The 13,376-nt window shown below is 54.7% G+C and carries 15 protein-coding genes; 9 read left to right on the top strand and 6 right to left on the bottom strand.

Translation table 11 applies throughout. The annotated features are described in order from the left end of the window. Genes B9Z46_RS07000 through xth form a run of 4 tightly spaced genes read left to right on the top strand, consistent with a single transcriptional unit; the run spans position 1 to position 2,725 of the window. Positions 1-834, top strand: coding sequence for a thymidylate synthase (locus B9Z46_RS07000; protein WP_108255203.1), 834 nt, complete (start codon positions 1-3; stop codon positions 832-834). Next, positions 834-1,334: a dihydrofolate reductase gene (locus B9Z46_RS06995; RefSeq protein WP_108255796.1), complete on the top strand. Its 501-nt coding sequence runs from the start codon at positions 834-836 to the stop codon at positions 1,332-1,334. The genes B9Z46_RS07000 and B9Z46_RS06995 overlap by 1 nt, the downstream gene beginning before the upstream one ends. A gap of 19 nt (positions 1,335-1,353) precedes the next feature. After that, a complete protein-coding gene (locus B9Z46_RS06990; protein WP_055362006.1) occupies positions 1,354-1,938 on the top strand; it encodes a DUF4337 domain-containing protein in 585 nt (194 codons plus the stop codon). 4 nt (positions 1,939-1,942) lie between these two features. Next, complete coding sequence (gene xth, locus B9Z46_RS06985) at positions 1,943-2,725, top strand: exodeoxyribonuclease III (protein ID WP_108255201.1); 783 nt, start codon at positions 1,943-1,945, stop codon at positions 2,723-2,725. Here xth and B9Z46_RS06980 read toward each other — a convergent pair. Next, entirely contained in the window at positions 2,722-3,633 is a 912-nt protein-coding gene (locus B9Z46_RS06980; RefSeq protein WP_108255199.1) for an SDR family NAD(P)-dependent oxidoreductase, read from the bottom strand. The two genes, xth and B9Z46_RS06980, sit on opposite strands and share 4 nt — an antisense overlap. Positions 3,634-3,754: 121 nt before the next feature. Here B9Z46_RS06980 and B9Z46_RS06975 point away from each other — a divergent pair, with 121 nt between their 5' ends. Beyond that, complete coding sequence (locus tag B9Z46_RS06975; protein WP_108255197.1) at positions 3,755-4,540, top strand: NUDIX hydrolase; 786 nt, start codon at positions 3,755-3,757, stop codon at positions 4,538-4,540. Continuing rightward, positions 4,537-4,893, top strand: a complete 357-nt coding sequence (locus B9Z46_RS06970) for an Hpt domain-containing protein (RefSeq protein WP_108255195.1) — start codon at positions 4,537-4,539, stop codon at positions 4,891-4,893. The genes B9Z46_RS06975 and B9Z46_RS06970 overlap by 4 nt, the downstream gene beginning before the upstream one ends. Here B9Z46_RS06970 and B9Z46_RS06965 read toward each other — a convergent pair. Together B9Z46_RS06965 and B9Z46_RS06960 are read right to left on the bottom strand one after the other, a co-directional pair. Then, a complete protein-coding gene (locus tag B9Z46_RS06965; protein ID WP_108255193.1) occupies positions 4,871-5,926 on the bottom strand; it encodes a tRNA-dihydrouridine synthase in 1,056 nt (351 codons plus the stop codon). The genes B9Z46_RS06970 and B9Z46_RS06965 overlap by 23 nt on opposite strands. A 47-nt stretch (positions 5,927-5,973) precedes the next feature. Beyond that, positions 5,974-6,492: a GNAT family N-acetyltransferase gene (locus tag B9Z46_RS06960; RefSeq protein ID WP_055361197.1), complete on the bottom strand. Its 519-nt coding sequence runs from the start codon at positions 6,490-6,492 to the stop codon at positions 5,974-5,976. Positions 6,493-6,605: 113 nt separating this feature from the next. Here B9Z46_RS06960 and B9Z46_RS06955 point away from each other — a divergent pair, with 113 nt between their 5' ends. The 3 genes from B9Z46_RS06955 (at position 6,606) to bktB (ending at position 9,305) form a co-directional block, all read left to right on the top strand. After that, positions 6,606-7,262, top strand: coding sequence for an RluA family pseudouridine synthase (locus B9Z46_RS06955; RefSeq protein ID WP_108255191.1), 657 nt, complete (start codon positions 6,606-6,608; stop codon positions 7,260-7,262). A gap of 15 nt (positions 7,263-7,277) precedes the next feature. Beyond that, positions 7,278-8,036, top strand: a complete 759-nt coding sequence (locus tag B9Z46_RS06950; RefSeq protein WP_108255189.1) for an SDR family NAD(P)-dependent oxidoreductase — start codon at positions 7,278-7,280, stop codon at positions 8,034-8,036. 84 nt (positions 8,037-8,120) lie between these two features. Next, the gene (gene bktB / locus B9Z46_RS06945; protein ID WP_108255187.1) at positions 8,121-9,305 is read left to right on the top strand and encodes a beta-ketothiolase BktB; all 1,185 of its coding nucleotides are present in this window, start codon (positions 8,121-8,123) and stop codon (positions 9,303-9,305) included. Positions 9,306-9,376: 71 nt separating this feature from the next. Here the strand turns inward: bktB and B9Z46_RS06940 are convergent, their stop codons facing one another. Genes B9Z46_RS06940 through B9Z46_RS06930 form a run of 3 tightly spaced genes read right to left on the bottom strand, consistent with a single transcriptional unit; the run spans position 9,377 to position 13,151 of the window. After that, positions 9,377-10,396, bottom strand: coding sequence for a methionine synthase (locus B9Z46_RS06940; protein WP_108255185.1), 1,020 nt, complete (start codon positions 10,394-10,396; stop codon positions 9,377-9,379). 18 nt (positions 10,397-10,414) lie between these two features. Next, on the bottom strand, positions 10,415-11,416 hold the full coding sequence (locus tag B9Z46_RS06935; RefSeq protein WP_108255794.1) for an LLM class flavin-dependent oxidoreductase: 1,002 nt from the start codon (positions 11,414-11,416) through the stop codon (positions 10,415-10,417). Between the two features lie 40 nt (positions 11,417-11,456). Next, entirely contained in the window at positions 11,457-13,151 is a 1,695-nt protein-coding gene (locus tag B9Z46_RS06930; protein WP_108255183.1) for a long-chain fatty acid--CoA ligase, read from the bottom strand. Positions 13,152-13,376 lie beyond the last annotated feature (225 nt).

The following is a 13,376-nucleotide window of genomic DNA, read 5'->3' as shown; positions in this document are numbered from 1 at the left end:
ATGACCTCACGTCCTATCCGCTCACAATACGAAGATTTCATGCGCCATGTGAACGAGCACGGCGTTTTCAAGGCTGATCGCACCGGCACAGGGACCACCAGTGTCTTCGGCCACCAAATGCGCTTTGATTTGAACGAAGGCTTTCCACTGGTCACCACCAAAAAAGTACACTTGCGCTCCATCATCCAAGAGCTCTTGTGGTTTCTCACGGGCTCTAGCAACAACAATTGGTTGCGCGAACGAGGTGTCACCATTTGGGATGAATGGGCACGGGAAGACGGCGATCTAGGCCCCGTTTACGGCGTGCAATGGCGCAGTTGGCCCACCCCCGATGGCGGCCACATTGACCAAATCGAAGAGGTGATTCGCACCCTCAAAACCAACCCCGATTCACGCCGCATCATTGTGAGTGCATGGAACGTGGCTGAGCTGTCCAAGATGGCGCTCATGCCTTGCCATGCCTTCTTTCAGTTTTATGTAGCCCCCGCGCAAACACCCGGTGGCAAAGGCAAACTGAGCTGTCAGTTGTATCAACGCAGCGCCGACATCTTCTTGGGCGTGCCCTTCAACATTGCCAGTTACGCGTTGCTCACGCACATGGTGGCGCAGCAATGTGATTTGGACGTTGGTGATTTCATTTGGACAGGTGGCGATTGCCACATTTACAGCAATCACAAAGACCAAGTGGCTTTGCAACTGAGCCGCACGCCATTCCCTTACCCCTCCTTGAACATCAAGCGCAAACCGGCTTCGATTTTTGACTACCAATACGAAGACTTTGAAGTGCTCGACTATCAGTGTCACGAAGCCATCAAAGCACCCGTGGCGGTTTGATGAAACTCAAGCTGATTTATGCGCGCGCGGCCAACGGTGTCATTGGCCTCAACAACCAAATGCCTTGGCACTTGCCAGAAGATTTGGCACATTTCAAACGCACCACCCTCGGTTGCCCCGTGTTGATGGGACGCAAAACTTGGGAATCTATCCCTGCCAAATTCAGACCGCTGCCTGGTCGCGCCAACTTGGTCATCACACGCCAACACAATTGGCACGCTGAAGGCGCTTTGGTGGTTCATTCTTTGGAAGAAGGTTTGAGCTTGGCCTTGGCGCACTGCCCAGAAGGCAAAGATTTGTGGGTGATGGGCGGCGCAGAAATTTATGCACAAGCTGCCAGCATCGCAGAAGAAGCGGTGGTCACTGAAATTGACGCCACCTTCGAAGGCGATGCCTTTGCACCCAGACTCGGCGCCACTTGGCACGAAGTGTCACGCGAATCTCATGTTTCTAAGACAGGCTTGAAATACAGCTTTGTCACTTATCGTCAAACCCTCTGAATTTTTGGAGCAAGCACCCATGTCAGGTCACGGCTTTCACGTCCACGGTCCTCACGATCACGAAATTGAACACGCCACGCAAGGTCATGCAGAGCAAGGCGGCAGTCACACCAACTCGATTGCCATGTTCACCGCCATCATTGCCACCGTGGGCGCCATCTTCTCTTACATGGGCGGCGCCACCCAAGCCAATGCAGGCCTGTTCAAGAACAATGCAGCCATCAAAAAGACAGAAGCTTCTAATCAATGGAACTACTACCAAGCCAAGAGCTCTAAACAAAACTTGAGCGAGCTGGCCATTGAACTGGCACCCGCTGCCAAAAAAGAGTTTTACCAAGACGAAATCAAGCGCTATAAATCTGAAAAAGCTGAGATCAAACAAGGTGCTGAAAAGTTAGAAGCCGAAGCCAAAGCTTGGGACGACAAGTCTGAAAACGAAATGCATTTGCACCATCGCTGGGCCCAAGCCACCACCGCGCTGCAAGTTGCCATTGCCATGGCCGCCATTGCCCTCATGACGCGAAAAAAATGGCTCGAAGTGGCCATGTACGGCATGGGCGCGGTGGGCGTCGCCATTGGCGCATTGGCCATGCTGCACATTTAAAAATATGAAAATTGCCACCTGGAATGTCAACTCTCTCACCGTGCGCTTGCCGCAGGTGATTGATTGGCTCAAAGCACAAGAAGCCTTGGGCGCAGACCAAGTCATTGATGTGTTGGCTTTGCAAGAGTTGAAGATGACGGACGACAAGTTTCCGCATCAAGCCTTTACCGATGCCGGCTATCACGCACAGTGGTTTGGTCAAAAAACCTACAACGGCGTGGCACTCATTTCTCGCACACCTGCGGTGGATGTGGTCAAAAACATTCCAGGCTTTGAAGATGACATGTCGCGTGTCATTGCGGGCACCTTTGGCGATGTGCGCGTGATTGGGGGTTATTTTCCAAATGGCCAAGCACCTGACAGCGACAAATTTGTTTACAAAATGCGTTGGCTAGAGGCCCTCAAAACATGGGTCCAACAAGAGATGGCCCGGCACCCCAAGCTGGCACTCATGGGCGACTACAACATCACCTTTGACGATTTAGATGTATGGGATCCTGTGGCCTTGGCAGGCACCATTCATTGCACACCCGAAGAGCGTGCGCACTTGAATGACCTGATTGGCTTGGGCTTGCACGACAGCTTCAGGTTGTTTGAACAACCCGAGAAAAGCTACAGCTGGTGGGACTACCGCGACTTTGGTTTCCGCAAAAACAGAGGCCTGCGAATCGATCACATTTTGGTGACCGATGCTTTGAAAGCACAAGCCACTGCGTGTGTGATCGACAAAGTGCCGCGCAAAAATGAGCGACCCAGTGACCACACGCCCGTGGTCCTAACTATTTAGCTTTTGTGGGCGGCCATGGCCTTGCCCACTTCCAACGTGCCCTGCCCCGAACCCGAACCAGGCACCAATTCACCAGTACGGTCAGTTACCTGAGACATGGCCGCCAACAATTGTTCTGGTGTGTCGTCTGACACACCCAAATGCACGCCTTGCGTAAGCGTGATGTTGGCCACTTCAAAGCTGCCAGCACCGGCACACATGATGGTGCGATTGGGCGCATCTTCGCATGCCATCACCAGCATGGCAGGCACAACGGCTTGTGGCTCCAAGGCTTTGAGCACGGCTTCTGGCATCAGACCTTCTGTCATGCGCGTGGCCGCAGTGGGCGCTAAGGAGTTGACACGAATGTTGTACTTCTCACCCTCGATGGACAAGGTTTGCATCATGCCGGCCAAGGCCATCTTGGCAGCACCATAATTGGACTGGCCAAAGTTGCCATACAAACCGCTGGAAGACGTGGTCATGATGACACGGCCATAGTTTTGCGCTTGCATGATGGGCCAAACTGCTTTGGTGCAATGCACGGCGCCCATTACGTGCACTTCCATCACCAAGCGAAAATCGGCGATGTCCATTTTGGAAAAGCTTTTGTCCCGCAAGATGCCAGCGTTGTTGACCAAAATGTCCACACGCCCCCACTTGTCCATGGCCTGCTTGACCATGCCCTGCACGGCTTCGTAGTCGGTCACAGAAGCACCATTGGCAATGGCCTCGCCTCCCGCTTTGATAATTTCGTCCACCACGGCCTGCGCAGCACTGACCGAGCCACCCTCGCCATGAACGTTGCCGCCCAGGTCGTTCACCAGCACCTTGGCACCGCGCTTGGCCAAAGCCAGCGCGTGTTGTTTGCCCAATCCGCCGCCAGCACCTGTGACAATGGCGACACGTCCGTGAAAATCAATGCTCATTTGGATTCCTCAATCTGATAGCCTTGTGATGGTGTCACTTTAAACCATGGCCTCCATGGCAAGTGTTACCAGATTGACAGTTGTCGGCATGTAGACAATAGACCGCAAAATATGGACCCCTATGGAAATCACCTCGCACATCGTTGACACCCCACCCCGCGACGCAGCCACTGTGCTCATGCTGCGCGAAGGCGACAAGGGCATGGAGGTTTTGCTACTGAAAAGGCACACAGACTCCAAAGACTTGGGCGGTGCCTTTGTGTTTCCGGGTGGGAAACGTGACGAGGCTGACGGTTCACCCACAGCTTTGGCCGCTTTACAAAAAGATGCAGCCAGCTTGCATTCGCAATTGGGAGAATCCGATATCAGCATGGATCATGCGGCCAGTTTGTTTGTCGCTGCGCTGCGTGAAGCCCGCGAGGAATGCGGACTGCAAATTCAAGCATCAGATCTGCAAGCCTGGTCACGTTGGATTACCCCACGCATGCCTTCCTTGATGTCCAAGCGCTTTGATACGCGCTTCTTTTTAGCGCGGGCACCGCTTGCGCAAACAGCGGTTCACGACAACCATGAAACCACTGAAATTTTGTGGACCACGCCGCGCAATGCCCTTGTTCAATACTGGCATGGAGAGATTGTGTTGGCGCCCCCGCAAATCATGAGCCTCTCGCATTTGTGCTTGTTCAACTCCGTAGAGCATGTCATGACAGAGGCAGCTCAACGCAAGCCGCCCGTCATCATGCCCGAGCCCTTTGACCAAGACGGTATGCGCGTGATCTGCTATCCAGGCGACCCACGGCACCCGGTTGCCCACAAAGCACTGCCGGGTCCAACCCGACTGCAATATCGAAACAAACGTTTTGAACCCGATGGTGGTTTGGAAGCTTTGTTGCACGGACCCCTATGAGCCAAGCTGTTTTTTTGTCCATGGCCAAGGCCATTGACTATCTGGGGGACGCCAGCAATGCACAGCAACTGCTGGGCACGCTAGAAAGCACGCTGGAATCAGAAGTGCCAAGCATTGCCGCCGCCATTGAAAGCCAGGATTTTTCACATCTTCAAAAAATTTGGCACCAACTCAAAGGCTTTGCACCTGTGTTTTGCCATGATCAGTTGGTGGCTGAAATTGTCCAAACCGAAACTCTTTGTAAACGCATTCAACTTCAGGACGAACAATCGGCCGCGCTGAACGCCTGTGCGCAGTTGTTGACCCATTTACAAGAATTGTTGACTGAAGTTAAAGCGCAACGAGCGTCTTGAGCGCTTCAGCAGATTCATTCGAGATGGCGGCTTCACTTGCAGCCGCACTGACTGAAGCGTGGGTCGCAGGCGACTGCTGCAACCAAGCTTGCATCACTTTGGGATCATGAACCAATCGAAGTGTGTCAAACGCTTGTTGTGCTTCTGGATAGTGCCTGCGCAAATAATTGAGCCACTGCTTTAAACGGCCCGCGCGATGGCGCGGCGCCACATGCAAACTCATTCGATGCCAGAAAACACTGAGCAATGGCCACAGCTGTTCCCAAGAAAACGACTGCGGCATGTTGGCCAATGTCAGCCCCTTCGTTTGCGCATCGTGGTACTTGATCTCCAACGCCAAACCAGGGTTGTTGATCATGCCGCGACCAATCATCAAATCTTGGCAACCGGTCACTTCTCGGCAACGCACGGCATCGGCCACGGTCCAAATTTCACCATTGGCCACCATGGGCAATTTGACGCACTGACGCACATCCGCAATGCGATCCCAATACGCAGGGGGCCTGTAACCATGGGCCTTGGTCCGCGCATGCACCACCAACTCATCCGCACCTGCGCCTTCAATGGCTTGTGCACAGTCTTCGGCGCGGGAATCGTCGTTAAAACCCAAACGCATCTTGGCAGACACCGGCACATTGGCGGGCACAGCGCGGCGCACCGCAGCCACAATTTGGCCAATCAGTTCGGGCTCGTCCAACAACACCGCCCCACCCCGATGCCGATTGACTGTTTTGGCAGGACAACCAAAATTCAAATCGATGCCCGCAGGATGAAGTTTGGCCAAACGCGCTGCGTTCTCAGCCAACACCTGTGGATCTGAGCCCAGCAGTTGCGCTTTAACGGGAACACCCGCCACTGTTTTTCCGTTGTTGAGCAGTTCAGGCACAACTCGGTAAAACGCACGCTTGGGGAGAACGGCATCCGTGACACGGATGAATTCAGACACGCACAAGTCAATGCCGCCCACACGCGTCAGCGTATCTCGAAGGCTGTGGTCCAACAGCCCTTCCATCGGCGCCAACAGGATTCTCATGCTGCTTGCTGCTTTTGACGTGACTTCACTCAAGCGCGATGGCTGGCTTAAGCCAAAGAACGCTTCATGCGCACTTCTTCCACCTTCACGCCGCCAATCGGAACGGTACGTGCGGTGTTCATCTCGCGCTTGAAGCCGGCCAATTCATGGAAGCGCACCGTACGCTCGTTCAGCAAAGGCACCCAGATACTGACATCGGTGCAATCTTCGTCCAGCAGACCTTCGCGGGCGGCATCCCAAAGCGCCAAGCCAACGCCCTCACCCAAACGATCAGGATCTGCGTAAATGGCCCAAATCTCACCCATGGTGTTTTTGGATTTGGGGTCGCGCGAGCGGTCAAAACCGACAAAGCCCACAATGCTGCCGCCTTCCAGCGCCACCATCACTTGAGGTTCACCGTACTCGATCGCCTCCTTCCAATAGGACACACGCTTGGCCATGGGTGTGGCGTCCCAATGTGCCTCGGGCACCTGCCCAGCGTAAGCTGCACGGCTGGCAATCCAATGCAATTGCGCCACGGCGGCGGCTTCATTCTTGGTGGCAAATCGAACTTCAAAATCAGACATAGCGGTCAATGGGTGAGTCAGAAAACCCTAGATTGTCGCCTGATCTGGCCCGCCTTCAAAATTCAAAGGCTTTCGCGGCTGCAAATGGCACTTTTTGGCGTTATCTTTGAGGCATGAACCTCGATGTGGTCTATTCCGATGCGCATTTGGCGGTGCTCAACAAACCCTCGGGTCTTCTGAGCGTGCCGGGACGCGGTGACGACAAGCAAGACTGCCTGATCGCCCGTGCTCAAAATGTGTGGTCCGATGCCCTCACGGTTCACCGGCTGGACATGGCCACCTCAGGACTGGTGGTGGTGGCGCGCGGGCCCGAGGTACAGCGCATGCTGAGCCAAGCCTTTGCAGAGCGCAAGGTGCACAAAATGTACGAAGCCGTGGTCGATGGCAGCCCACCCGAGGATCTGTCCAATGTAACTTCACCAGAAGGCTGGCAGGACATTCAATTGCCCCTCTTGATCGATTGGCCCAACCGTCCTAAAAGCAAAGTCGATTGGACGCACGGCAAACCCAGTCAGACCCATTGGCGTCGCAAGGCCGGCCCGGTGATCGAAGGTGCAACACGTCTCGAACTTCATCCCATCACCGGTCGAACACATCAATTGCGCTTGCACATGATGGCCTTGGGTCATGCCATTTTGGGGGATACGCTTTACGCCAGCCCCGAAGTTTGTGCACGCGCCCCAAGGCTGCTGCTGCATGCACGCCAATTGCAGTTCCATCACCCACTCACACAAGAATGGCTATCATTTGAAATGGCCGTTCCGTTCTAACAAGGCTTTTTCAACATGACACAACATCTCTACATCCTCACGGGTGGCTCTCGCGGCATGGGCTTGGCCATTGCAGAACAATTGCTGCAAGCTGGCAACACCCTCATTTGCATCTCGCGCAATCAACAAGCCAGCTTGACAGCCAAGGCCCAACAGGCGGGCGCGCACCTAGCGCAATGGACCCATGACTTGGTCGATGGCGCCACGGCCAGTTTGGCGCTGAAAGCTTGGCTTGAGAAACAAACCGCTCAAGCTTTTCAAAGTGCCACACTGATCAACAACGCGGGAGTCATTCCGCATATTGGCCCCCTCAGTCAAGCCGATCCTCACAATTTGGCCATGGCATTGCGTGTGGGTTTAGAAGCACCGATGCAATTGTGTTCAGCGTTTTTAGGCGCCACTGAAAATTGGCCTGTCCCCCGCAAGGTGGTCAACATTTCCTCCGGTCTTGGCCGCCGCGCCATGGCCTCGCAAGCCGGCTACTGCGCTGCCAAGGCCGGCATGGACCATTTCACCCGTTGCTTGGCGCTGGACGAAGCCCTCAAGCCCAATGGCGCCAAAGTCACCTCTTTGGCCCCGGGCGTGATTGACACCGACATGCAAGTGCAATTGCGCGGTGCTGCCCCTGAAAACTTCCCAGATCAAAACGGTTTCCAGCAGCTCAAAGCGACGGGCATGCTCACATCGCCAGCCGATGCCGCCAAGCGAATCCTCGATTACATGGCGCGACCTGACTTTGGCAGCCAGCCTGTTAGCGACGTCCGCGACGCTTGAACACGTACCCCCCGTGTCAGCCCCCTGTAGCCTTGAATGGGCAAACTTTGAGGCTGATCCCCATTCAATTCAAAGGAGACTGAGATGAGTCGTGAAGTTGTTGTTGTCAGCGGTGTTCGCACCGCCATTGGTACTTTTGGCGGCAGCCTGAAAGACATTGCACCCACTGAGTTGGGCGCACAAGTGGTACGCGAAGCGCTGAAACGTGCTAACACCGATGGCAAAGATGTGGGTCATGTGGTGTTTGGCCACGTGGTCAACACCGAGCCCAAAGACATGTACTTGTCGCGCGTTGCGGCCATTAACGGTGGCTGCGCAGAAGGTACCCCTGCTTTCAACGTCAACCGCCTGTGCGGTTCAGGCTTGCAAGCCATCATTTCAGCCAGCCAGTCCATTTTGTTGGGCGATGCCGATGTGGCCATTGGCGGTGGTGCAGAAAACATGAGCCGTGCGCCTTATGCCAGTTTGGCCACACGCTTTGGTGCGCGCATGGGCGATACCAAAATGATCGACATGATGGTTGGCGCATTGCACGACCCTTTCCACACCATTCACATGGGCGTGACGGCCGAGAACATTGCCGCCAAGTGGGGCATCACCCGCGAAGACCAAGACAAGTTGGCCGTTGAAAGTCACAACCGCGCAGAGCGCGCCACGCAAGCGGGCTACTTCAAAGACCAAATCATGCCGGTCATGCTCAAAACACGCAAAGGGGAAGTGGCCTATGACACCGATGAACACTTCCGACCTGGCTGCACCGTGGAAGAGTTGGCCAAACTCAAGCCTGTGTTCGTCAAAGAAAACGGCACAGTGACTGCAGGCAACGCATCGGGCATCAACGACGCTGCAGCGGCAGTGTTGTTGATGGAGGCAGGTGCCGCCAAAGCGCGCGGCGCCAAGCCTTTGGCACGTTTGGTGGCCTACGCACACGCCGGCGTTGACCCCAAGTACATGGGCATTGGCCCTGTGCCCGCTACACAGTTGGCTTTGAAAAAAGCGGGCCTCACAGTCAATGATTTGGACGTGATTGAAGCCAACGAAGCCTTTGCTGCACAAGCCTGCGCCGTCACACGCGACTTGGGCTTGGACCCTGCCAAGGTCAACCCCAATGGCTCTGGCATTTCTTTGGGTCACCCCATTGGTGCCACAGGCGCGTTGATTACCGTCAAAGCTTTACACGAGTTGCAGCGCGTCAACGGTCGCTATGCCTTGGTGACCATGTGCATTGGCGGCGGTCAAGGCATTGCCGCTATTTTTGAACGCATGTAATTTCAAAGCGTTCACGCAAGAAAAAGGCCATCGAAAGATGGCCTTTTTTGTTGCAGCATGCTGATTGAATTTCAGCGATAACGCTCACGCGCAATGCGTGCCCCTTCGGCCAGTGCTTGCAATTTCTTCTCAGCCACTTCACGGCTCATCGGCGCCAAACCACAATTGGTGCAAGGAATGATGCGCGCCTTGGGCACAAACTGAAGCGCACGGCCAATGGTGTCCGCCACTTCTTCCGGCGTCTCCACCACATCGCTGGCCACATCAATCACTCCCACCATCACGTCTTTGCCTTCCAGCAAAGCCATCAAGTCCATGGGCACATGCGAGTGGAAGCACTCTAAGCTCACTTGGTCAATGCTGCTCTTGGCCAAGGCGGGGAAAACTTTTTCGTACTGACGCCACTCGTGGCCCAATGAGTTTTTCCAATCGATGTTGGCCTGAATGCCATAGCCGTAGCAAATGTGAACGGCCGTGGTGCAAGTCAGGCCCTGCGCCGCGCGCTCCAAAGCTTTCACACCCCAATCGGCGGCTTCTTCCATGTACACATTGAAAGCAGGTTCGTCAAACTGAACGATGTCCACGCCATCGGCTTGCAGGGCTAATGCTTCTTGGTTCAACAGTTCTGCAAAGGCCATGGCCATCTTCACTTTGTCACCGTAAAAACGATCGGCCACGGTGTCCACAATGGTCATGGGGCCAGGCAAGGTGAACTTCAATTTTTTCTTGGTGTGGGCACGCGCCAGTTGTGCTTCAAATGCGTGCACACGGCCTTTCAATCGCAGCGGGGCAATCACTTGCGGCACTTGCGCGTCATAGCGATTGTTGCGAATGCCCATGGTCACTTTGTTTTCAAAGTCAATGCCTTCGACCTGCTCCAAGAAGCCATGCACAAAGTGTTGTCGCGATTGCTCGCCATCGCCCACAACGTCCAGACCTGCGTCTTCTTGGGCTTTGATCCACAGCAGCGTGGCATCGGCCTTGGCTTGCTTCAGGCTGTCGCCTTCGGCCATCCATTTAGGCCAAAGTTTGTTGGTTTCGGCCAACCATTCGGGTTTCGGCAAACTGCCTGCAATTGCGGTTTCAAACATTCATGTGCTCCTGAAAATTCACGGTTTTAAATTAAATTCTTGCGCCAACAACGCGTAAGAGTGCAGCTGTGCTTGAGGGTCGTGGGTCCACGTGATCACCACCAATTCGTCCAATGCCAGTCTGTCGGCCAATGCACGCAGCTTGTGGCTGACTGTAGCGGCACTGCCTACCAAGGCATTGGCCTTCAACGCGTCCAAGGCCATCTGCTCAGCGGGCGAATAGTCACGCTCGGCTTGATCTGGGGGCAACATAGGACCAATACGACCCAAGTTGCGGTCCATGCGCCAGCGCGCACGGCTTTTGAACAAATGCCAAGCTTGTTCATCGGTATCCGCCGCCAAAGCCCAAACACACAAGGTGGCCTTGGGCTTGTCCAAACTGGCGCTGGGCCGGAAGGTCTCACGGTACATGTGCAAAGCTTGCTCGGCACCTTGCCCGTCAGTGATGAACCAAGCAAATGCGTATGGCAAACCCAAATGAGCTGCCAACTGCGCGCCGTAATCTGAACTGCCCAACATCCAAATGTCTGGCGAGGTGGCCGATTGCGGATAGGCAAAGACACCATGCCCCGGATGACCCACAGGCAAGGGCTGCCCCTTCACCCAGGCTTGGAGTTCCATCACTTGCTGCGGAAAATTTTCGCTGGCGTAGCGATCGGGATTGAGCAACTGTGCGGTTTTGCCATCACTGCCTGGCGCACGGCCAACGCCCAAATCGATGCGGCCGGGTGCCAACGCATCGAGCACCCTGAACTGTTCTGCAACTTTGAGCGATGCGTAATGCGGCAGCATGACGCCGGCACTGCCGATGCGAATACGCTGCGTTTGGGTGGCGATGGCCGCCATCAAAATCTCAGGCGCAGTGCCCACAATGCTGGGGTGCGCGTGGTGCTCACTGACCCAAAAGCGAGCGTACCCTAAACGCTCGGCAGCCTGAGCCAACGCCAGTGTTTGCCGAATGGACGCATCTTGACCACGACCCGCCATGGCCACCGATTGATCCAAAACAGAAAGCTTCAAACTCATTGAAAAATGACTCGCAACATGGGCAAAATGAAATTCAGGCCTTGGCCATTTCAGCCTCTTGCAAGGCGCGCCACATCACTTTGCCACTGCCACTCTTGGGCAGCGCATCGATGAACTCGACCACGCGCGGAACTTTGTAGACCGCCATCGTCTCACGGCACCAATCGATGATGTCTTGCTCACTCACCTGCCCTTTGTGCGTGCTGCGCAGCACCACCATGGCCTTGACGGACTCACCGCGGTAGGCATCCTTGGTCGAAATGATGCAAGCCTCTTGGATGGCAGGATGCTTGAACATCAGCGCTTCGACTTCTGCTGGCCACACCTTGAAACCACTGGCATTGATCATGCGCTTCAAACGGTCGGTCATGAAGAAATAACCTTCTTCATCAATGCGGCCCATGTCGCCCGATCGGAAAAACGATTTGCCATCGCGTTCAAAGAATGCACTGGCTGTGGCCTCGGGGCGTTTCCAATAACCTTTAAAAACCTGCGGGCCCGAAATCACAATCTCGCCCGACTCACCTTGCGGCAATTCCCTCAGTGTTTCGGGGTCCACCACGCGCGCATCAACACTCATGAAAGGAATGCCCAAACATTGTTTCTTGGGCGCATCGGGGGGGTTGGTGTGCGAAGGTGCAGCGGTCTCGGTCAAACCGTAGCCTTCAATGTATTTCAAGCCAAACTGATCCAACAATCTTTGCGCCACCGCTTCGGGCATGGCGGCGCCGCCGCCGCCAATGTTGACCAAACTGCTAAGATCAAACTGCGCCATGTTGGGGCTGCCCAACAAATCAATCACCATGGTGGGAATGTTGGTCCAGTGCGTGATCTTCCATTTGGAAATGAGACGTCCGGCCAAATCACGGTCCCATCTTGGCATCAAGACCAAGGTGGCGCCAATGTAAATCGACGAATGCATCACGCTGACCATGCCCGTGATGTGAAACATCGGCACCACGCAAAGCGTTTTGTTCTCGGGCGTACCAGCCGCCCAAATGCCGCTGGCCATGGCGTTGTGCATGATGGTGCCGTGGGTGTGCATGCAACCCTTAGGCAAGCCCGTGGTGCCACTGGTATAGGGCAACACAGCCAAATCTTCTGGCTTGGCGGTCACAGGCCCCAAGTCGATGGCGGTTTGCAACGCCTCGGTCCATGCATGGACTTGTCCGCCGTCTAAAACTGGTAAAGCATGCACGGTGCAGAGCCAATCTTTCCAAGCGTTGGGCAAGTCGTCCGACCCCATTCCCTTAGGGTCAAAAACATCTGAGAATTGCGTCACCAACAAATGTTGAAGTCGCTGGCCTTTCTCCAAGGCATTGCTGGCGGCCGCCAATTCTGAAGCCAGGTCGGCCGTGGTCACGGCCACTTTGGTATCAGGGTCCAGAATGTAATGCTTCAACTCTTCCATGCGGTTCATGGGGTTGACGGGCACGACAACAGCATCGAGTCGCAAAATTGCAAAGTGCGTGATGACCAACTGAGGACAGTTTTGCATGTCCAACACCACGCGGTCGCCCTTTTGGACGCCCATCTTGCGCAAAGCGGACGCAATGCTTTCGGCTTGGTGCATGAATTGCGCATAGGTCCATGTTTGGCCCATGAACACCAAGGCCTCTTTGCCAGGAAAACGCAAAGCACTGATTTGCAAATTCATCCACAAAGATGTTTGCGGTGCCGTCAATTGATGGGGCAAACGTTTGGGCCAAAAAGCATGATGGGCGGGCATTCAGTGCGTCTCCAACAGAATACGAAACAGAGCAATTTTTTGTTCTTGCAATGGCTTTCGCCATTTTGCACAAGACATCCTAATGCCGTATGAGTGAATGGAACATCCCCAGAGTCCCTAAGGAGACGAAAGCTTCATCACGTAAAAGAGCGGAAATGAAAGTCAATGTATGCATCTGCAAGAGACAAGGACCTCCATTCGCGATAAATTGAGGCTTTCCAAAGA

Source organism: Limnohabitans sp. Hippo4 (genome assembly GCF_003063605.1).
Taxonomy (GTDB): domain Bacteria; phylum Pseudomonadota; class Gammaproteobacteria; order Burkholderiales; family Burkholderiaceae_C; genus Limnohabitans_A.
Note: the sequence above shows the minus strand (reverse complement) of the source record. Positions and strands in the feature narration are given on the sequence as shown.

Coding starts and splice junctions, on each gene's coding strand:
- B9Z46_RS06930 (WP_108255183.1), bottom strand. CDS start 13,151: ATGCCCGCCCATCATGCTTTTTGGCCCAAACGTTTGCCCCATCAATTG.
- B9Z46_RS06955 (WP_108255191.1), top strand. CDS start 6,606: ATGAACCTCGATGTGGTCTATTCCGATGCGCATTTGGCGGTGCTCAAC.
- bktB (WP_108255187.1), top strand. CDS start 8,121: ATGAGTCGTGAAGTTGTTGTTGTCAGCGGTGTTCGCACCGCCATTGGT.
- B9Z46_RS07000 (WP_108255203.1), top strand. CDS start 1: ATGACCTCACGTCCTATCCGCTCACAATACGAAGATTTCATGCGCCAT.
- B9Z46_RS06960 (WP_055361197.1), bottom strand. CDS start 6,492: ATGTCTGATTTTGAAGTTCGATTTGCCACCAAGAATGAAGCCGCCGCC.
- B9Z46_RS06990 (WP_055362006.1), top strand. CDS start 1,354: ATGTCAGGTCACGGCTTTCACGTCCACGGTCCTCACGATCACGAAATT.
- B9Z46_RS06950 (WP_108255189.1), top strand. CDS start 7,278: ATGACACAACATCTCTACATCCTCACGGGTGGCTCTCGCGGCATGGGC.
- B9Z46_RS06940 (WP_108255185.1), bottom strand. CDS start 10,396: ATGTTTGAAACCGCAATTGCAGGCAGTTTGCCGAAACCCGAATGGTTG.
- B9Z46_RS06970 (WP_108255195.1), top strand. CDS start 4,537: ATGAGCCAAGCTGTTTTTTTGTCCATGGCCAAGGCCATTGACTATCTG.
- B9Z46_RS06980 (WP_108255199.1), bottom strand. CDS start 3,633: ATGAGCATTGATTTTCACGGACGTGTCGCCATTGTCACAGGTGCTGGC.
- B9Z46_RS06975 (WP_108255197.1), top strand. CDS start 3,755: ATGGAAATCACCTCGCACATCGTTGACACCCCACCCCGCGACGCAGCC.
- xth (WP_108255201.1), top strand. CDS start 1,943: ATGAAAATTGCCACCTGGAATGTCAACTCTCTCACCGTGCGCTTGCCG.
- B9Z46_RS06965 (WP_108255193.1), bottom strand. CDS start 5,926: ATGAGAATCCTGTTGGCGCCGATGGAAGGGCTGTTGGACCACAGCCTT.
- B9Z46_RS06995 (WP_108255796.1), top strand. CDS start 834: ATGAAACTCAAGCTGATTTATGCGCGCGCGGCCAACGGTGTCATTGGC.